Annotated in this window: 15 protein-coding genes; 8 read left to right on the top strand and 7 right to left on the bottom strand. The window is 67.5% G+C overall.

Features of this window, described 5'->3' with window-relative positions; genetic code table 11:
• Nucleotides 1–215: 215 nt before the first annotated feature.
• Together ACFWFI_RS02300 and ACFWFI_RS02295 are read right to left on the bottom strand one after the other, a co-directional pair.
• Nucleotides 216–1,424 (bottom strand): low temperature requirement protein A, encoded by a 1,209-nt coding sequence (locus tag ACFWFI_RS02300; protein WP_387384485.1) that lies wholly within the window; start codon nt 1,422–1,424, stop codon nt 216–218.
• Between the two features lie 284 nt (nt 1,425–1,708).
• Nucleotides 1,709–2,641, bottom strand: a complete 933-nt coding sequence (locus ACFWFI_RS02295; RefSeq protein WP_387384483.1) for a LacI family DNA-binding transcriptional regulator — start codon at nt 2,639–2,641, stop codon at nt 1,709–1,711.
• 367 nt (nt 2,642–3,008) lie between these two features.
• On the opposite strand from ACFWFI_RS02295, the gene ACFWFI_RS02290 reads away from it, so the two are divergent.
• From ACFWFI_RS02290 to ACFWFI_RS02275, 4 genes are all read left to right on the top strand, one after another.
• Nucleotides 3,009–4,352 (top strand): aminomethyl transferase family protein, encoded by a 1,344-nt coding sequence (locus tag ACFWFI_RS02290; RefSeq protein WP_387384481.1) that lies wholly within the window; start codon nt 3,009–3,011, stop codon nt 4,350–4,352.
• Nucleotides 4,353–4,521: 169 nt separating this feature from the next.
• The gene (locus ACFWFI_RS02285; RefSeq protein ID WP_387384479.1) at nt 4,522–5,394 is read left to right on the top strand and encodes a methylenetetrahydrofolate reductase; all 873 of its coding nucleotides are present in this window, start codon (nt 4,522–4,524) and stop codon (nt 5,392–5,394) included.
• Nucleotides 5,391–6,299 carry a formyltetrahydrofolate deformylase gene (gene purU, locus ACFWFI_RS02280; protein ID WP_387384477.1) on the top strand — a complete coding sequence of 303 codons (909 nt, stop codon included), beginning with the start codon at nt 5,391–5,393 and terminating at the stop codon, nt 6,297–6,299. The genes ACFWFI_RS02285 and purU overlap by 4 nt, the downstream gene beginning before the upstream one ends.
• Nucleotides 6,300–6,529: 230 nt before the next feature.
• The gene (locus tag ACFWFI_RS02275) at nt 6,530–7,429 is read left to right on the top strand and encodes a bifunctional 5,10-methylenetetrahydrofolate dehydrogenase/5,10-methenyltetrahydrofolate cyclohydrolase (RefSeq protein ID WP_387384475.1); all 900 of its coding nucleotides are present in this window, start codon (nt 6,530–6,532) and stop codon (nt 7,427–7,429) included.
• A gap of 459 nt (nt 7,430–7,888) precedes the next feature.
• On the opposite strand, the gene ACFWFI_RS02270 is transcribed toward ACFWFI_RS02275, so the two are convergent.
• The 4 genes from ACFWFI_RS02270 to ACFWFI_RS02255 form a co-directional block, all read right to left on the bottom strand.
• Nucleotides 7,889–8,872, bottom strand: coding sequence for a quinone oxidoreductase family protein (locus ACFWFI_RS02270; RefSeq protein WP_387384473.1), 984 nt, complete (start codon nt 8,870–8,872; stop codon nt 7,889–7,891).
• Nucleotides 8,873–8,987: 115 nt separating this feature from the next.
• Nucleotides 8,988–10,577 carry a Na+/H+ antiporter gene (locus tag ACFWFI_RS02265; RefSeq protein ID WP_387384471.1) on the bottom strand — a complete coding sequence of 530 codons (1,590 nt, stop codon included), beginning with the start codon at nt 10,575–10,577 and terminating at the stop codon, nt 8,988–8,990.
• Between the two features lie 200 nt (nt 10,578–10,777).
• A complete protein-coding gene (locus ACFWFI_RS02260) occupies nt 10,778–11,920 on the bottom strand; it encodes an FAD-dependent monooxygenase (protein ID WP_387384469.1) in 1,143 nt (380 codons plus the stop codon).
• 715 nt (nt 11,921–12,635) lie between these two features.
• Complete coding sequence (locus ACFWFI_RS02255) at nt 12,636–13,520, bottom strand: helix-turn-helix transcriptional regulator (protein WP_387384467.1); 885 nt, start codon at nt 13,518–13,520, stop codon at nt 12,636–12,638.
• Nucleotides 13,521–13,733: 213 nt separating this feature from the next.
• On the opposite strand from ACFWFI_RS02255, the gene ACFWFI_RS02250 reads away from it, so the two are divergent.
• The 4 genes from ACFWFI_RS02250 (at nt 13,734) to ACFWFI_RS02235 (ending at nt 17,089) form a co-directional block, all read left to right on the top strand.
• On the top strand, nt 13,734–14,750 hold the full coding sequence (locus ACFWFI_RS02250) for a zinc-dependent alcohol dehydrogenase family protein (RefSeq protein ID WP_387384465.1): 1,017 nt from the start codon (nt 13,734–13,736) through the stop codon (nt 14,748–14,750).
• 72 nt (nt 14,751–14,822) lie between these two features.
• A complete protein-coding gene (locus ACFWFI_RS02245; protein ID WP_387384463.1) occupies nt 14,823–15,488 on the top strand; it encodes an SDR family NAD(P)-dependent oxidoreductase in 666 nt (221 codons plus the stop codon).
• A gap of 299 nt (nt 15,489–15,787) precedes the next feature.
• The gene (locus ACFWFI_RS02240; protein ID WP_387384599.1) at nt 15,788–16,555 is read left to right on the top strand and encodes an SDR family NAD(P)-dependent oxidoreductase; all 768 of its coding nucleotides are present in this window, start codon (nt 15,788–15,790) and stop codon (nt 16,553–16,555) included.
• A gap of 117 nt (nt 16,556–16,672) precedes the next feature.
• Nucleotides 16,673–17,089, top strand: a complete 417-nt coding sequence (locus tag ACFWFI_RS02235; RefSeq protein WP_387384461.1) for a (R)-mandelonitrile lyase — start codon at nt 16,673–16,675, stop codon at nt 17,087–17,089.
• A 496-nt stretch (nt 17,090–17,585) separates the two neighbouring features.
• Here ACFWFI_RS02235 and ACFWFI_RS02230 read toward each other — a convergent pair.
• A partial coding sequence (locus ACFWFI_RS02230) for a transposase (protein ID WP_387384459.1) occupies nt 17,586–18,341 on the bottom strand: 756 nt, incomplete at its 5' end.

The following is an 18,341-nucleotide window of genomic DNA, read 5'->3' as shown; positions in this document are numbered from 1 at the left end:
CGAATCTGAGAGACCCTGCTAGTACCCCCATCAGCAGTGACCCCCAGCTTGTCGCACATGCGTCATCACAGATCCGCCGCTCACTGAGCTGGTAGTCCCGCTCGAGCATGCCGTCCCCGCCTGCCGTTCCAACGCGCCACACGCTGGCTGAGTGGGTCATCCAGGTCTGTCAGCCGTCTGTGCGAGGGATCGTGGCTGCCACCGTCACGTACGCCTCAGCGTCGCAAATGGTGGCGCAGTTCGGCGTACCACCAGGTCTCGGCGGCAGCTACCGCTGCCAGGACAGCGACAGCGGCTGCCAGAGCCGCGACCGGCGGCAGCGTGGCTGCTACGGGCGCAATCCCAGGCAGAAGGAACAGGGCCCCCATCCGGAACGGGCTCCACTGGCCCAGCATGACCAGGCCGAAGAGGAGTAGTCCGGCCAGATACGCGGCGGCGCCGCCGTAGAGAGCCCAGGCGTAGAAGCTGCCCAGAGTCTTGCCGCTGTCCGCCTGTGCCACAACTCCCTCCGCTCCGAGCGCGGTCAGCACGATGCCCGCCATGATTGGGAAGTGGGCGTAGCCATAGGCGTTGACTGCGAGGCTCACCCTGTCCCGGCCCTGGGACGTCTTCAGCCGGTGTCCTCCGACCAGGGTCGCCACGTCGAAGTACAGCCACCACAGCCCGAGGGCGATGGCGACGCCGAGGACTGCGGCGGCCAGAAGCGGTGTTGATACAGGGCGACCGGCGGCCCCCGCTCCCATTGCCAGTAGGGATTCCCCGATTGCGATGATCATGAACAGCTCGTGCCGTTCGGTGAAGTAGGCGGCACTGTGGATGCGCCAGCTTCCCCGGCGGGAGGTGACGTACACACCTCCCCAGTCCGCCGCGATCGCCGTTGCGAACAGTGCCGTCTGCCATCCGCCGCCCACCACCGCGCCCGCGATCAGGAGCCCGGAGCCCGCCAGTACAGCGGGCCATGAGACCGCGATCTGACGCAGCAGCCCGCGGTCCCCACGCGCGAGCACGCTGTAGAGGACCATGTGCACGCATCGTACGAAGAGATACGCGCAGGCCAGGACCAGCGGTCCATGCAGGCCGCCCGGCTCGTCGTGCCACGCTTCCGGGACGGTGAGCGCCACGATGAAGACCCCTGCCATCGCCACCGTCATGCCGACTCGTACGACACCCGGGTCGGCCTGGGCCTGGTTGCCGAGCCAGGCGTAGGCGGACCAGGAGATCCAGACCAGGGCCAGGAGCAGCACGCCGTGCAGGACACCGATACCGGTGTGCTCGTGGGCCATGTAGGCCGTGACCTGGGTCAGGGTGAAGACATACACGAGGTCGAAGAAGAGCTCGAAGGTCGTCACCCGGTCGCCTGTGAAAGCCGCGTGGACCCTGGCCAGCGGTCCGTGTTCCTGCCTGTCTTTGCTCTTCTCCACCACGTACCGCACTTTTCCCGGCATTGCGGTCGTCGTGCATTCCGGCGCGCCGCAGCGCTCAGGCCGTAGTCAGGATCTTGACGGAGACTGCGGGCCGGTTGTCGCTCGGGCCGGCGGAGCGGGGGACGGGGCTGCGGGCAGTATGTGGTCGCCGCTGGGCGAGCGTCATGCCGTGCCGGGCTGCACGGCTTTGGAGTCAGACGGGTCTGCGGGTGCTGCGACTGCAGTTGCGATGGAATGCGTGGCCTGGCCGCTGTCAGCCGCAGAGCTGTGAGCTGCGGCTGAGCTCAGACCGACTCGCGGACGATGATCTGAGCCGGTACCGGCGTCAGTCCTGCATCATCCAAGCGGAGGATTAGCCGCGCGCTGAGCCGCCCATGCGCCTCGGCGTCGATGTGGACAGTGGTCAGGGACGGCCGGACGAGTTCGCCGTACTCGGTGTCGTCGTAGCCGATTACAGCGACATCGTGAGGAACACTCAGGCCGAGATCCTGCAAAGCGGTCATGGAGCGCAGCGCGATGTCATCGTTGAAGCCCGCGATCGCCGTCGTCCCGGGAGTATCGGCGAGGAATTGCTCGACGGCGTGCGCACAGGCGGAGCGGTTACGGTGCGCGACGAACGAGGCCGGGGCCGGGATGCCGAGCTTCACTGCGGCGTGTCCGGTGAAACGCAGACGGGAGGCTGTCAGCGGCGTCTCGAAGTCCGGAAGGGCAAGGCCGATGCGTGTGTGCCCGTGTTCCACGAGGTGCTGGATCTGCAGTGCGGTGTGGGCGGCGAGGCCGTCGCGCCAGCCACGGCCCAGATCATCGAGGTCGTGGCCGGTGAAGTAGGGATCTCCGAAGCGGAAGATGGCGCGCGGAGCGATGGCGTCGAGGATCTGTTGTGTGTCCTGGGTTGTTTGGTGTCCGTGACGGACGAGGAGGACGTGGTGGTGCGCGGCCAGTTCGTCGTCGAGTCCGCGGATGTAAGTACGGGCGTAGTTGCCGTCCAGGCCCCAGTCGATGGTGAGGACGACCAGACGGGAGTTGCCCTCCCGCAGTGCCCTCGCGACGCCGTGGGGGGCGTAGCCGAGTTCTTTCGCCGCTTGCTTGACGCGGTCGCGGGTCGAGGCCGAGATCGTCTGCTTCGGGTCGTCGTTCAGGACGAAACTCACCGTGGCCCGGGATACTCCGCTGGCAGCCGCGACATCGTTCAGCGTGACCCGTCCGGAGGCGCCCATCGATCTGCTCCGATGCTGTGTGCGTGCGCCGCACACACCTGTGCAGCGGTTCATTGTAGGAGGAGCCGAACGGTGAGCACGGCCGATAGCCGGCCTTGCCGCTGCCGGCGTCTTGTCTGTGTACACGACGTCCGGGGCGCCCTCGTGTGGAACCGGCCGTAGGGCACGCCCACGACAGCGAAGGCTGCGCCCGCTGCAACGTAAGCGTGCAGTGCATGAACCTCCCTTCCGCCAGCAACCTTCTGCTAGCTTGCGCTAGATCGTTCTAGTAATCGCACGTCCCCCAGAGCCGCGGTACTTCTTCAGTCTTCGATCTTCGCTACTAGATCGATTAAGTACCTCGGGTGGACCATCGAAGGGAACTGTTATGACCACCCCCAGCCTTCAGGACGGCATCGACAAAGCAGGCTCACCGATCCAGCTGCTGTGGAAGCCCGGGGCGGCGCCCTGGACCCCGGAAGTGGTCGAGCGCGAGTACGCCGGCTGGCGCCTCGAGCAGGCCGCATGGCACGAGGGCGCCGCGCTGCTGAACTTGTCGCACCACATGTACGACATGTGGATCGAAGGCCCCGACGCCACCCGTCTGCTCGCGGACCACGGGGTAAACAACTTCGAGAAGTTCGCGGTCGGTCAGGCCAAGCAGTACGTGCCGGTCACCCGGGACGGAAACATCGTCACCGATGGGATCCTCGCCCGGGAGGACGAGAACGCGTATCTCCTCAGCGGGATTCCCGCAGCGCAGCACTGGGTGCAGTACCACGCAGAAAAGGGTGGCTACGACGTCTCCTTCGAGACGGACGCCTCGTCCGCGTTCCGGCACGGCGGGGGCAACCCGAAGCTGTTCCGCTACCAGATTCAGGGGCCTCTGGCTCAGCAACTGGTGGAGAGGGTGTTCGACGGACCGCTGCCGGAGACGAAGTTCTTCCACTCGACGCCGGTCAGTCTGGACGGCAGGGACTTCAAGGCCCTGCGGCATGGCATGGCCGGGCAGGCCGGCTACGAGTTCATCGGGCCCTGGGAGCACTCAGACTACGTCCACGAGGCGTTCCTGAAGGCCGGTGAGCCCCTCGGCCTGATCCAGGTCGGCGCCCTGGCCTACACCACGCCGAGTGTGGAGAGCGGCTGGATTCCCTCTCCCGTCCCCGGCATTTACACCGACCCCGAGCTGCGGGACTACCGCGCGCACCTGGCTCTGTACGGCATCGAGGGCCAGCGGCCCCTCAACGGCAGCTACTTCTCCCCTGACATCGAGGACTACTACCTGTCCCCGTACGAACTCGGTTACGGCAAGCTCATCCATTTCGCCCACGACTTCGTGGGCCGGGAAGCCCTGCTCGCGGCCAAGGACCAGCCTCGCCGCAAAAAGGTCACCCTCGTCCTCAACCCCGACGACGTGCGCCGTGTGGTCGGCGCCGGGGAGGACCCCGGCTTCGTCCTCACGTATGCCCGCCACCGTGTGGAGGCATCCGTCGGTTTGGTCGGCATGACCGTGCAGACAGCGTCCATCGACCCAGTCGGCACCGTACTGGCGCAGACCGTGATTGACCCCGCGCACGCCGAACCAGGCACCGAGGTCACCGTTGTGTGGGGCGAGCACCCTGGCTTCGGCACCGAACCCGAGGCCGACCTTGGGTTCCCACGCATACGCGCCACCGTTCAGCCCAGCCCCTTCGACCAGCACGCCCGCACCCACTACCGGCGCAACAGCTGACCGACCCCGGCCGGGGTCGTACGCACTCCAGGCAGGACCGACCGGAGGGGAGCCCCACTTCCAACCGGTCTGCCATCTCCGAGATATCCGACCACCTTGGAGCAGGGACACCCCTCCGCGTAGCCCGGATCGACCGCCCACTACACCCATCGGTAGGACAAGGAGCACGATGAATCCACTCAGCAACGCCTCGGCCGGGGTGAGTACCTCACTCCTGGAGGGCTTCTCCCTGGAGATGACCGGCAAGGACGTCGCCCAGCTGAAGGACGCCTCCGAAACGATCCCCCAGGGCACTCGCATCAACGTCACGTTCCTCGGCAACGAGAATCTGCAGATGCGGCGGGAGGCATCTCGGGCGGTCAAGCGCCTGGGCTTCGAGCCCGTGCCCCACATCTCGGCCCGCCGCCTCGGCTCCCAGGCCGAGTTCGAGGAGTTCCTCGCAGCCCTCCAAGCCGACGGAACCAGCGAGAACGCCTTCACTGTCGGCGGCGATCCTGCCCACCCCGAGGGCCCCTACGCGGATTCTTTGGCCCTTATCAACTCCGGACTGCTCAAGAAGTACGGTGTCCGGCACGTCAGCGTCAGCGGCTACCCGGAAGGCCACCCCGACATCGCCGACGACACGCTCTGGTCGGCGCTGCGGGACAAGGACGCATCGCTCACCGCCCAGAACCTGGAGGGCAGCGTCGTCACCCAGTTCGGCTTCGACGCAGATCCCGTACTCAACTGGCTCGAGAGGGTCCGGCAGGAAGGCATCACCCTGCCCGTCCGCATCGGTGTCCCGGGGCCGGCCGGTGTGCGCCGGCTGATGGCCTACGCGACGCGCTTCGGTGTCACAACCAGTGCGTCCATTGCCAAGAAGTACGGCCTGTCGATCACCAACCTCATGGGCACCGCAGGACCAGACCGCTTCCTGCGCGCCCTCACAGACGGCTACGACCCCGCTCGCCATGGCGAGGTGAAGGTGCACTTCTACACATTCGGCGGTCTGAAGGCGACCTCCGAGTGGGTTGCGCAGTTCAGGAAGGAAACGCCCGCATGACCACCGTTCACCACACGTCCGTCCCACTCACCAGGACTCAGAAGTCGGCCGGGCACCAAGCCTCCTTGATCGTGCAGGGTGCTGACGCCACCGGGATCGTCGCCGCGCTGGCATCCCTCCTCAGCACGCACGGGGCCAACATCGTTTCCCTCGACCAGTACTCCGACAACCCGCAGGGCGGCGCCTTTTTCCAGCGCACCGTCTTCGGCCTTGACGGGCTGCAGGCCGCCGTTCCCGCCCTACGCGCAGGTCTGGACGAGCATCTGGTGAAGAAGTACGGACTCCGTTACACCCTGCGTGACATGTCGGTCCCCAAGCGCGTCGCGATTTTCGTCTCCAAGTCGGACCACTGCCTGCTGGATCTGCTGTGGCGCCATCGCCAGGGCCAGCTTCCGATCTCTGTCGCGATGGTCGTCTCCAACCACCCCGATGTGGCGGAGGAGGTGCGCGGTTTCGGCATCCCCTTCTTCCACGTCGCTTCCGCCGGGCCGGACAAGTCCGCGGCCGAGGCCGAACACCTGCGCCTGCTCAAGGACAACGTCGACTTCGTCGTCCTCGCCCGCTATATGCAGATCCTCTCCGCCGACTTCATCGAGCAGGTCGGCGTGCCGATCATCAACATCCACCACTCCTTCCTGCCTGCCTTCATCGGCGCCGGCCCCTACGCCAAAGCCAAGGAGCGGGGTGTGAAACTCGTCGGCGCCACTGCCCACTACGTCACCGCCGACCTCGACGAAGGGCCCATCATCGAACAAGACGTCGTCCGCGTCACCCACGCGCAGAACACGGCCGACCTGATGCACCGTGGCGCCGACGTCGAGCGAGCCGTCCTGTCCCGCGCCGTGCTCTGGCACGCCGAGGACCGCATCATCCGCAACGGCAACCACACCATCGTCTTCACCTGAGACGCCTTCCACACGCACACCTCGACAGGGATTCCGCCCGGCACAGGGGCAGGCGGTCTCGTCGCGCGCCGGCCTCCCGGACGACCAGAGCGGCGGACGTCGCGAGTTGCCGTGCATCCCGCGCACAGCCTTCTCCGGTACCCAGTGGCGCCCCGGGCCGGCGCCGTACAGCCGCGGCGCAGTTCATCTCACCGAGTGAATTGTCCACCAGTAGAAAGCGGTTCGCTGTGATGACAACCATGATCGACGGCGCGCGGATCGCCAAAGGCATCCGTGTGCGAGTCGCCGCTCGCGTCGCTGCGGCAGCGGGTACCGCGCTGGTACCCGGACTGGCGACCATTCTGGTCGGCGATGACCCAGCCAGTGCCGTCTACGTCACCGCCAAACGCCGCGCCGTCCGTGAGGCAGGTATGCGCGACATCCACCGCCACCTGCCCCAGCAAGCAACCCAAGCGGAAGTCGCCTCAGTGATCGATGAGTTGGCCACCGACCCAGGCGTCTCCGGGATCCTGGTCCAACTTCCGCTTCCACCACAGCTGAACGCCGCACCCCTGATCGACCGCATTCCCGCGGTGAAGGACGTCGATGGCCTGACCACGGCCAGCGCCGGTCAGCTGGCCCGCGGCGAGCGCGGACTGCGGCCCTGCACACCCAGCGGCATCATCGAACTTCTCGACGCGGAAGGCATCGAAATCAAAGGCGCCTGCGTCGCGGTGGTCGGCTGGGGCGAACTGGTGGGGCGCCCCCTCACACAACTGCTGCTGCGGCGCGGCGCCACAGTGACCGTGGCGCAAGAGTTCACCATCGACCTCGCCGCCGTCACCCGCCCCGCCGACATCATCGTGGTCGCCACCGGCGTCCGCGGCCTCATTGGGCCCGAGCACGTCAAACTCGGCGTCACTGTCATCGATGCCGGCATCCACCGCACCCGCGACGGGCTGATCGGCGACGTCCGCGCCGCCGAACTCGACGGCATCGCCGGCCGCATCACCCCCGTACCCGGCGGCGTCGGCCCGATGACCATCGCCATGCTCCTGGTCAACACCCTTCAGGCAGCTGAGTGGCACGCCGAACGGCAATCCGTCACGGCTTGGCAGCAATTGCAAGCACGAAGCCCCCTCGGTGCGTGAGCCCGCGCCGAGGTGGCACCGTGCTCACTTCGCCCAGCTGCGCCCGGGCAAGGTGTGGGGGAGTGGCTGGCCTTGTACTGAGGGGTGCGCCACAGAGCTGGCTCCCAAAGCACCTTCGGCTGAAGCCCCATGGCGCCCTCCGCCAAGAGGGGACCACCCTCCTCGTCCCACACTCCCTACAGCCCCGGCCGGCCGGGGCTCTCCAGCGTTCTCGTACTGCGTCAACGGAGCCGCCTCCGTGTGGATCAGGAGCAGCCGGGCGGCGTCGGGCAAGGACGCCACCCGTCGCCCTCCCGACGCCAGCGCGGTCACTGCGCTCGCGCAGATTCCGACGCACCGCAACGTCGACGTACCGCGCCTGAAGCCTCGTGGCGCGACGAGCGCTGTCACTGACCCACTGATGAGCAAGTGTGAGAGTTTAAGTCCGCATCGATGACTGGCCAGGTGGCAGAGAGGCGGTCAGGGCATCACCAGGACAACCTTTCCCTGGGCCTGGTTGGTGCGCATCCGGTCGGCGGCCTCCTTGGCCTGGGCAAGGGGGAACACAGTGTCGATGACGGGGCGGATGCGGCCATCGGCCACGGCGGGCAGCACGTGCGGTGTCAGGCCGGCGATTACCCCGCCGAGTTCGGCAGCGCGGCTGAAGCCGTACGACACTCCCAGCAGGCGCAGGTGGCGGTAGGAGAGGGCGTCCAGGTCGATGGTGGAAGCCGCTTGGTCCAGCCTGCCGATGTTGAGGATGGTGCCGTCGACGCGGGTGGCGGGAAGGCAGTCGGCGAGGGTCTGTCCTCCCACATGGTCGAGCACGGCATCCACGCCCTGGCCGTCGGTCGCCTCGAGCACCATCTTGGTGAGGTTCTGGCTGGTGGTGGCGATAACGACGTCAGCCCCGGTCGTCTTCACGAGGCCCGATCGGGCATCGGTCCTGGTCGTTGCCAGAACGGTGCGGGCTCCGAGAGCCTTGGCGATCTGTACTCCGACCAGGCCGATCCCGGACGTGGCGCCGGTGATCAGCACGCTCTGCCCGGCCTGGAATGAAGCAAGGGCGAGTGCGCCGTGCTCGGTGAACAAGGCGGTGGGCAGCGCGGATGCTTTCTCGTGGCCGATGCTCCCCGGGATTGGCATGACGTGGCGGTGGTCAGCCAGTACGTACTCGGCGAAGGCCCCCGGCGACGCGCCCATGACATGATTCCCGACCTGGACCAGGCCGGTGTCTGTCCCCACGGCGGCAATCTCCCCGGCAAATTCGTAACCGGCGACATATTCGTTTCCGCTTCCGGATGCAGAGTCTGCGGACGCGAGCATCTGTACGTCGGCGTTGCCGAGCGAGACTGCGCGGGTACGCACGAGCACCTGTCCGGGGCCGGGTTCGGGTACGGACACCTCGCGGGTGACCCAATCGGGTCCGGCTCCGCCGAGCAAGGCTGTCATGGTGTGCGACATGTCGTTCTTCCTTCTCTGGTTGTGCAGGGTTGGGGGATGCAGGCATAGGCGCGTCACGGCCGGCGGTGGCGGTGTGCCCTGCAGGCTTTGAAGACGGTCGGGGCAGGACTTGACGTCACTCGGTCGTCTCGTTGTGGGCCAGGCGTACTTCTTCGCTGTCGAGGTGGGCCTGTACCTGGCGCAGAACGGTGTCGTCGATGTGGTGATCGTCGCGGAGTTTGATCACGGTGGCGCGTTTGTGGGTGATGAGGGCCAGACGCAAGGCTGTGTAGTCCTGGGCGTGCCGCAGCACGGTGTCGTCGTCGGCGTCGCCTCGGCCTGCGTGCAGGACGTCAAGGTGCGTCTCGTACTCGTCGCGGAGCCGGTCGACGACTGCCGGGTCGGTGTCGGTCTCGGCGGCGAGGTCAGGCAGTGCCTTCAGCGCCTCTTCGGTGGCTCGGGTCTCCGCGAGGAAACGCTCCTCCTGAACCGATGTGTCCACTGGCAGCTTGGCCCAGCGCACCACGCTCGGCAGCAACAGCCCCTGGACCACGAGCGTCACCATGATGACCCCTGAGGTCACGAAGACGATCACGTCACGGTCGGGGAACGGGGCACCCGAATCCAGTGTGGTCGGCACGGAAAACGCCACTGCGAGGGATACCGCCCCGCGAAAGCCGGCCAGCGCGCTGACCACCCGGGCGCGGCTACTGATCCGGCGCAGCCGCTGCTGAGGACGGCGGTCGATCAGCCGGATCAGATAGGCGGCGGCGAACAGGAAAACCAAACGCACAACGACGAGGACCGCTGACACGATGCCGACGGTGATCAGGGCGTGGGTGAGGTCGGGGTCGCTCAGGCTCCGGACGGCCGACTGAGCCTCCAGTCCGACCAGGACGAACAGGGAACCGTTGAGGAGGAACGTGGCCAGCGACCAGAACGCGTCCGCCTGACGGCGCATGGGGGCGGCTCCTGCGACACGTGGCCCGGCCTGACTCATGAAGAGGCCGGCCACCACGGCCGCGAGCACGCCGGAGACTTCGACGAGTTCAGCGAGCAGGTATGCCGTGAAGGGGATCAGGATCATGACGACGTTGCCCAGCAACGGGTCGCCGAAGACCCGGCGCGCCCTGAGCCCCAACCACGCTGTCACCGCTCCGGCTGCGGCTCCGCCGACATAGGCGAGCAGGAACAGCCCGCCGACGTGCGGTGCGGTGAGGTGTTCCTCGCCGACGGTGATGCCGACGGCCAGACCGTAGATGACCAGGGCGGTGCCGTCGTTGATCAGACTTTCGGCGCGCAGCAGGGTGACGTTGCGGCGTGGCAGCATCTTCGCGAGCGCTCCGACGGCGGTGGCGTCGGTCGGCGCGACGGCTGCTCCGAGCACCCACGCCGGTCCCCACGGCAACCCGAAGGCATGCGCTGCCGCCGCGACAGCCCAGGCGGTCAGGATGACCAGAACGGTGCTCATGAGGACGATGCCGCGCAGGTTCTTACGGATCTCCCGGGGCGAGGTGGTTAGGCTTTCCCAGTACAGCAGTGCAGGTAGGAACAGCAGCAGCACCGCTTCAGGCGGAAGGTGCACCTGGCGCAGCTCTGGGATGAACCCGAGCAGCACGCCGGTGATGAGCAGCAGGACAGGCGGCGCGACCCGCAGGTGCGGTCCGACGGCATTGCACACCAGAACCGCGAGACTCAGGATCACGACGAGTTCGAGACCGAGCAAGGTATTTCTCCCAGGTAGCCTGCCTGCCGGGCGGGGGCGCCACGGAGCTGATACGGATCGGAGCCGGACGGTCGCGGGGGTGTGTCCCGATGACCTCGCGCCCGTTAGTCCAGTCGATCTTGATGGTGCCCCGGTCACGACAAGGCGCATACGCGGCGCACGGCCTGGAAGTGCCCTCGTACGGGCGTTCCCGCGAGAGATCAGGCGGCCCGACCGGCGAAGGAACGACTGAACTGCTGGCCCGACTGGACCATGCTCCGCACGCTGTTGAGCCGCTGCCTCTCATACCCCCGCAGGGCCTGCGCCATGGCCGGTCCACGCACACCGGCAGCAACGGATGCGGCGACGGCCTCGGCATCGTGGAGCGACGCGCTGAAGCCCGAACCCGTCATCGGGGTCGGAACGTGCGCGGCGTCCCCCACAAGGGCAAGGCGCCCGTTAACGAGCTTGTCGGGAACGTATTCGGCGATGGGAGTGCCGATCACGGCACGCCGCTCGATGCAGTCGAGGATCGCCTCGCGCCAGGGCGACGGCCAGAGGGCATTGGCCGTGTCCGCAAGCTCGCGGAAGGTCGCTTCCGGTATGTCGGCGGAGGTGAGTGAGTGGTGCACGACGTTGCGGACAACGCTGCCCTTTTCACGCAGAAGATCATTGCGGCTCGAGTCGTACCAGGCCCATCCCAGCTGGCGGGAGCCCGGAGCGAGAGAACCATCGTGGCCGGGCAGCGGGTAGCCCAGGAGATAGTCGTCAATGCCGCTGAGGAATGCGACGTCGCGAGGCCAGCGGCCTGACGACGCGAGTGCGGCCTCATCGGTCAGGCCGAGCCAGATCACGTAGCCGGCGAACGTGGCGTCGGGCTTCTCAGGTGAGACGCTGTTGCGCACCACGCTTCTGTGACCATCCGCACCGATCACGACATCTCCCCGGAACGTCATGTTGTCCCAGGTGATCACCCACGCGGAATCCGCGTCCTGGCTCACGCTGTGCACCGACGTGTGGGGGTGGAGAGTGATGTGGGGGTCGGCAGCGACGGCCGTACGCAGCCGGGCGTGGACAGCGCTCCAGGTCTGCACACCGGAGGCCACTGAACGTAGCGCCGTCGAGTCCGTTTTCGAGAGTTTGCGGCCGGTGATTCTCTCGAGCAGGCTTTCGTCCACCCCGCCGAGAGCGGCCCCAGTCCGAGGGACTGCACCCGAGCGCTCCAAAATCGTGACGTCGACTCCGGCGCGCGACAGGGCCAGCCCGGTCATCAGACCTGCCAGGGACGCGCCGACGACGATTGCGGTGGTCCGACGCTGGTCCGGGTTCCTGGCCGCGGGCGTGTCGTGCAGCTGTGTGGTCATGCTGTTCTTCTCCTCACGCACTCGCCACGGCGGCGGTCGTGTTGGCCGGTGCGTACTGGGAGAAGCCGAGGCCCAGGGAGGGCTCCTTGAGGCCGCTGTCCAGCGTGATCACCGGGCTCTTGCCAGTCATGTCTCATCCTCGTTGCGTGGGTAACCGGGCCAGTGCAGGGGGACCGGTCGGCGGGGTGGGGCATTGACCATGGAACCGGGAATGAAGGCGATGTGGGAGTCTCCGCTGTGAGGGGTACTGGCAAGGACCCCCAGGCCGCATTTGTACAGGTCACAGCCCGGCCCTTGACTGCAAGCGGTAGCCAGGAACCAGCCCCCCGGCGCCACGAGGTACTCCGTTGCCCTCTGGTCGGGTGGCACGAGCGCATGCTGGCAGGCCCCATGACCGTCACCCGGCCCGTGCCAGTCACAGGCCGGGTGACGCTCACGCTGTTCAGAACAGAGACGAGGCTTTGACTTGTCTCGCACCTGACACCAGTCCCTGCCTGCCTGGCGAGTCTCAGAGTGCTGGGGCGATGTCCCTTGTTATCCAATCGAGGCGTTTGACAGCGAACACAGCTGTCTCGGCTTTTGTGACTGTGAACCTAGTCGTGCGAATTGAGCACGCTGGGGGTGTTGTACGGCCGTACTGGTGGGAGGGGGTACGCCTTGGACAGTCTCGCTGTGACGGGCCGCCCCCGGAGAATGTGATCCCTGAAAGCTGGGCTCAGCTCGTTGTGGAGGGTTGCGTAGCGTCGGCATCTTGGGTGGCGGCCCAGGACGCGAGGAGGCGCAGGCCCTCTTCAGAGGTGGAACCGGGTTCGGCGGTGTAGATGGTCAGAGTGAGGCCGGGTTCGGCTGCCATCTCCAACCCTTCGTAGGCGAGGGTCAGCTCGCCGACGGCCTGGTGGTGGAAGCGCTTGGTGCCGGTGCCGTGGTGGCGGACGTTATGGGCGCCCCAGCGGGTGCGGAAGTCGTCGCTGCGGGTGGACAGCTCGCCGACGAGGTCGTGCAGGCCCTTGTCGTGGGGGTTGCGGCCGGCTTCGGTGCGCAGGATCGACACGGCGATGTCTGCGGCCTGGTCCCAGTCGGGGTAGAAGCGCCGGGAAGCGGGGTCCAGGAAGTTGAAGCGGGCCAGGTTCGCCTGGTTGTGGGGTGCGGCGTAGATTTCGTCGTGGAACGCGCGAGCGAGCTGGTTGGTGGCGAGCAGGTCCATGCGGCCGTTGCGCACGAAGGCCGGGCCGGCGGTGACGGCGTCCAGGACCCATTGCAGACTGCGGTGCGCCTTCCACTGCGGGGAGCGGCGCCGGGGGCGGGCGAGGGCGTCGGAGCCATCCGCCGCATGGGCCAGATTCAGCAGGTGGGCGCGTTCGACGTCATCGAGCTGGAGAGCGCGAGCGAGGGCTTCCAGGACGGCCGGGGAGGCACCGGCGACGTTGCCGCGCTCCAATTTGGAGTAATACTCCACGCTCATGTCGGCCAGCGCGGCGACTTCGCTCCTGCGCAGGCCGGGCACCCGCCGACGGCTGCCAGAGGGCAGGCCCGCCTGCTCGGGGGTGATCTTCGCTCGCCGCGAGGTCAAGAACTCGCGGACCTCTGCTTGGTTCTCCACGCCTTCGACGGTACGTCCCATACGCGGCCGCAGCGATGTACTGGCAGTACACCCCTTCTCGGTGCCTCGCTGCGCGCGCCAAGAGCGGGTTACCTGGTGACGTGGTGCTTGTCGCCCGGCCGTGAGCTGGCCGGACACAAGGCCACCTGGCTCTGCACTCGGCGACGGCCGCTACCCCGGTACGTCGCCTCGGCACGCAAAGGAACCCCTTTCATGCGCGGCGCAGTAATCCACGCCCCCGGCGACATCCGCTTCGAGACGCTGGACGACCCGAAGATCCTCAAACCGACCGACGCGATCATCCGCACCGCCGTGACCTGCGTGTGCGGTTCCGACCTGTGGCCCTACCGAGGCTTGGAGCCCACTGACGAGCCGCACCCGATGGGGCACGAATACGTCGGCTTCGTCGAAGAGGTCGGCTCCGCGGTCACCGCGGTCAAGCCGGGCCAGTTCGTGATCGGCTCGTTCGCCACCTCGGACAACACCTGCGCGAACTGCAAGAACGGCTTCCAGTCCAGCTGCCTGCACCGCGAATTCATGTCCACCTGCCAGGCGGACTACGTGCGCATCGCCAACGCCCAGGGCACCCTGGTCGCCACCGACGACATCCCGGGCGAGGAGCTGTGGCCGAGCCTGCTGGCCGTCTCCGACGTCATGGGCACCGGCTGGTGGGCCGCGGATGCCGCCGAGGTCAAGTCCGGCTCCACCGCCGTGGTGGTCGGGGACGGCGCGGTCGGCCTGTGCGCGGTGATCGCCGCCAAGGAAATGGGCGCGGAGCGGATCATCGCCATGTCCCGCTACGCCTCCCGCCAGAAGCTGGCCCGCGAGTTCGGCGCCACCGACATCGTCACCGAGCGCGGCGACGAAGGCGTCGAGCGGATCAAGGAGCTGACCGGCGGGATCGGCGCCGACAGTGTCCTTGAGTGCGTCGGCACGAACGAGGCCATGCAACAGGCCCTCCAATCCGCCCGCCCGGGCGGCAACGTCGGCTTCGTCGGCGTCCCCCACGACGTCGCCGTGGACGGCCAGGAGCTGTTCTTCTCCCACGTCGGCCTGCGCGGCGGCCCCGCGCCCGTACGCCGCTACCTGTCCGACCTCATCGGCCTCGTCCAGACGGGCCACATCGACCCGGGCAAGGTCTTCGACCTCACCCTGCCCCTCGACCAGGTCGCAGAGGGCTACCGGGCGATGGACGAGCGCAGGGCCATCAAGGCGCTCCTCAAGCCCTGACCAGGGGAAATTGCCCGTCCGAACGGCGTGGCCGAGCCCTCGCCGTGTCCTGATCACTCGGAGCAACCTTTCATGACGACTTTCGCCCTCGTCGGCGCCGGTCCCGGCCTCGGCCTGGCCTGCGCCCGCCGCTTCGGCGCCGCCGACCACACCGTCGCCCTGCTCTCGCGCAACGCCGAGCACCTCGACCGTCTCGTGGCCGAATTGGACCGAGACGGAATCCAGGCCCGCGGCTACACCGCCGACGTCCTGGACGCCGGCTCCCTTGCCACCGCCCTGCGACGGGCCGGTGAGGAGCTGGGGCCGGTGGAGATCCTGCAGTTCAGCCCGGTGCCCCGCGCCGACTTCATGAAGCCGGTCCTGGACACCAGCCCGGCCGACCTGGACGATCCGCTCGCCTTCTCCATCAAGGGCCCGCTGACCTGTGTAAACGCGGTGCTGCCCGGGATGCGGGCACTAGGGCGGGGCACGCTGCTGTTCGTCAACGGCGGCAGCGCGGTCCGCCCGCACCCCGACCGTGCGGGTACCTCGATTGCGTTTGCCGGTGAGAGCGCGTACGCGGCGATGCTGCACGACGCGCTTGCGGGCGAGAACATCCACGCCGCCCAGCTCATTGTCCCGGGAGCCATCAGCCCAAAGTCCGAGCACTCCAGCCCGAGCGCGCTGGCCGAGCGGCTGTACACGCTGCACACCGATCGGGAGGGCTTTCGGCACTACGCCGAACCGATGCCCGACTGAGCCGGATGCGTTCTGCCATGCCCCGCACCGCCCCGCGCACCCGTGCCTACGCGGTTCTTGACCGCGGTGCTGCTGGCTGTGACGGCTTGCAGCGCCGCCTCTTCGGACACCGATCACGATCGACGGCCACAGCGTGGACGCCACCTTGAAAGACAGTGCGACTGCGCGGGACGACCCGCACCGTCGCCCACGACACTCCCCAAGCCCCTATCCGGCGCGGCGGGAGACCGCTGAAGCGACGTCGCCGCGGAACTGAACCGGTACACCTGTCCCGCACCTCACCCACCAGGAGTAACCCCATTAACCCCACCTACGACTTCACCGGCCAGGTCGCCTTCATCACCGGCGCCAGCTCGGGAATGGGCCTGGCCGCCGCCCGAGCCTTCGCCGCCTCCGGGGCCGCCGTCGCCCTCGCGGACATCGACGGGAACGCCGTTAACGCCGCCGCGAAGGAACTCAGCGACGCCGGCCACCAGGCCATCGCTCTGGTCTGCGACGTCACCGACGAAGACCAGGTCGCCGCTGCTGTCGACCGCACCGTGGAAACTTTCGGACGGCTCGACACGGCCTACAACAACGCTGGCATCATGCCTCCGCCCACCGGCGCCGCCGACGAAAGCGCCGGCCAGTTCGACCGAGTGCACGCCATCAACCTGCGCGGAATCTGGGCCGCCATGAAGCACGAACTGCGCCACATGCGCACCCAAGGAAGCGGCGCCATCGTCAACTGCTCCAGCCTCGGCGGCCTCGTCGGCAACCCAGGCCGCGCCGCTTACCACGCCTCCAAGCACGGCGTCATCGGCCTGACCAAGAGCGCCGCACTCGAATACGGTGCACGCGGCGTCCGCATCAACGCCGTCTGCCCCGGTACCATCAGCACCCCCATGGTCGACGCCATGGTCGAAGGCGGAGAACTCGACCGCACCCAGGCCGAAGCCGGCCAAGCCATCGGCCGGCTCGGCACCGCCGACGAGATCGCTCAGGCCGTCCTGTGGCTGTGCAGTCCCGGCGCCAGCTACGTCACCGGTATCGCCCTCCCCGTCGACGGCGGCTACACCGCTCAGTGACCGCCCGTCCAAGGACCGGCACCACGCGCGCGGGCCCCTCTGCGAGCACCCGCCGGCCGACCCAGCAGAACTGACGAACAGCACGCAGACGATCCTGAACCGCCCAGAAAGGCAGTCATGGAACACATCACTCAGCCCCCCACCGTGAAGGCCCCCGCCGAACGCTTCACAGGCGATGTCTACCTCAACGTGATCGAGGCCCCTACCGAGCCCGCCCGCCTCGCCACCGCTCTGGTCCGCTTCACCCCCTGTGCCCGCACCAACTGGCACTCCCACGCCAACGGCCAGACCCTCTACGTCACCGACGGAACCGGCCTGGTCGGCACCCGCGACGGCAACGTCGTGTGCGTCAGCGCCGGACAGATCGTCAAGTGTCCGCCCGAAGAGGAGCACTGGCACGGCGCCACCGACACCACGCTCATGGCCCACATCGCGATGGTCGTCGGCGATGCCAACGGCGACGGAACCACCTGGCTGGAACCCGTCATCGACGAGAAGTACGCCGACGCCCTCAACAGCAAGAACGGGAGCTGACCCGCCCTCACGCTCACAGTTGCTGAGGAAATGCCACGCGCCCCTGAGACAACGCCACCATGCCACGACGTGAGAAGACCGGGAAGGCGCTGGTCAGCAGACTGGACCGTGCCACGAAGCACGAGATCCCACAACACCGAAACCAGTCGCGTGACGTTCCTTGCCATCCAACCCAGTCACGGCAGGCCCAAGGGTTCGGATCGAGGCAGTGCCATGAAAGCAGCCCTGACAGCGAAGTCAGTCCGCACCGGTCAGGGACTCCGGCCGGACCAACTTTGCTGTCAAAGGACGCGAGCAGCCGCCGACACACGCGGGATCTGGGCAGGTGCCGTGATCTCAGCGTCTGAGCGTGGCTCCACTCCATTGCACCATTTGCCCGAAGCGCGCGGTGAACTGGGCGCGTTCGGCGAGTCACCTGTGACCCACCGGACAATTCCTAAAGGTTGTTGCAGAAGGGTGGGTGTGGGCAGGCCAGGATGGCGGTTGACCTGCTGGTTCAGCCTGTCATGGCGAGGTTGTGCATGGTGGCGACGGCTTGGACGGCGTGGTGGAGTCCGTCTCCTTTCTGGCGGCAGTCGCGGAGGATTTTCCAGTTCTTCATGCGGGCGAAGGTGTGCTCGACGCGGGCGCGGACGCGTCGGTGTTCGGCGTTGTCCTCCTCCTGGCCGCGCAGGAGTGGGCGTCCGGCTCTTCTGCGGTGCGGGACGACCAGTCCGGTTCCCAGGTAGGCGCCGTCTGCGATGACCGTTGTCCCGGCCGCGATGGCGGGCAGGTCCGATTCTCGCCAGGCGTGGGCGTCAGCCTTGTTCCCGGGGACGGGGCGGGCCGAGGCGATCACCAAGCGGCTGTCCGCATCGATGATGACCTGCACGTTCGCCGAGAACCGATAGTTGCGGGAGGACGCGGCGACCCTGCGGTCGCGGACCGGGACGAGGGTTCCGTCCACGATCCACAACCGTTCGACATCCGCGACGGGCCGCGGCGCCGGCTCCAGCGCGAGAAGCGGCCGCAGGCGATGGATGACCCGGCAGACGGTGGCCGGGGAGATCCCGAAGAGCGGGGCGAGCTGGCGCATCGTGAGGTTGGTCCGGTAGTAGACGGCCACCAGGAGGACCCGGTCCGCCAGTGGCAGGCACCACGGGCGCCCTCCACCGGGACCGTTTCCGCCCCGCTCCCGTACTACCTTCACCAACTTCTCGAACCGGCCCATCCGCAAGCCGGTGAACGTCTCCACCCACAACGACTCAGCCCG

Source organism: Streptomyces sp. NPDC060209 (assembly GCF_042728155.1).
Taxonomy (GTDB): Bacteria; Actinomycetota; Actinomycetes; order Streptomycetales; family Streptomycetaceae; genus Streptomyces.
The sequence above is the reverse complement of the archived record's forward strand: the minus strand, read 5'-3'. Positions and strand labels throughout refer to the sequence as shown.

What these genes read in the sequence shown, in the direction of transcription:
- ACFWFI_RS02295 (WP_387384483.1), bottom strand. Translation starts at nt 2,641, where the DNA reads ATGGGCGCCTCCGGACGGGTCACGCTGAACGATGTCGCGGCTGCCAGC.
- ACFWFI_RS02290 (WP_387384481.1), top strand. Translation starts at nt 3,009, where the DNA reads ATGACCACCCCCAGCCTTCAGGACGGCATCGACAAAGCAGGCTCACCG.
- ACFWFI_RS02285 (WP_387384479.1), top strand. Translation starts at nt 4,522, where the DNA reads ATGAATCCACTCAGCAACGCCTCGGCCGGGGTGAGTACCTCACTCCTG.
- purU (WP_387384477.1), top strand. Translation starts at nt 5,391, where the DNA reads ATGACCACCGTTCACCACACGTCCGTCCCACTCACCAGGACTCAGAAG.
- ACFWFI_RS02275 (WP_387384475.1), top strand. Translation starts at nt 6,530, where the DNA reads ATGACAACCATGATCGACGGCGCGCGGATCGCCAAAGGCATCCGTGTG.
- ACFWFI_RS02270 (WP_387384473.1), bottom strand. Translation starts at nt 8,872, where the DNA reads ATGTCGCACACCATGACAGCCTTGCTCGGCGGAGCCGGACCCGATTGG.
- ACFWFI_RS02260 (WP_387384469.1), bottom strand. Translation starts at nt 11,920, where the DNA reads ATGACCACACAGCTGCACGACACGCCCGCGGCCAGGAACCCGGACCAG.
- ACFWFI_RS02250 (WP_387384465.1), top strand. Translation starts at nt 13,734, where the DNA reads ATGCGCGGCGCAGTAATCCACGCCCCCGGCGACATCCGCTTCGAGACG.
- ACFWFI_RS02245 (WP_387384463.1), top strand. Translation starts at nt 14,823, where the DNA reads ATGACGACTTTCGCCCTCGTCGGCGCCGGTCCCGGCCTCGGCCTGGCC.
- ACFWFI_RS02235 (WP_387384461.1), top strand. Translation starts at nt 16,673, where the DNA reads ATGGAACACATCACTCAGCCCCCCACCGTGAAGGCCCCCGCCGAACGC.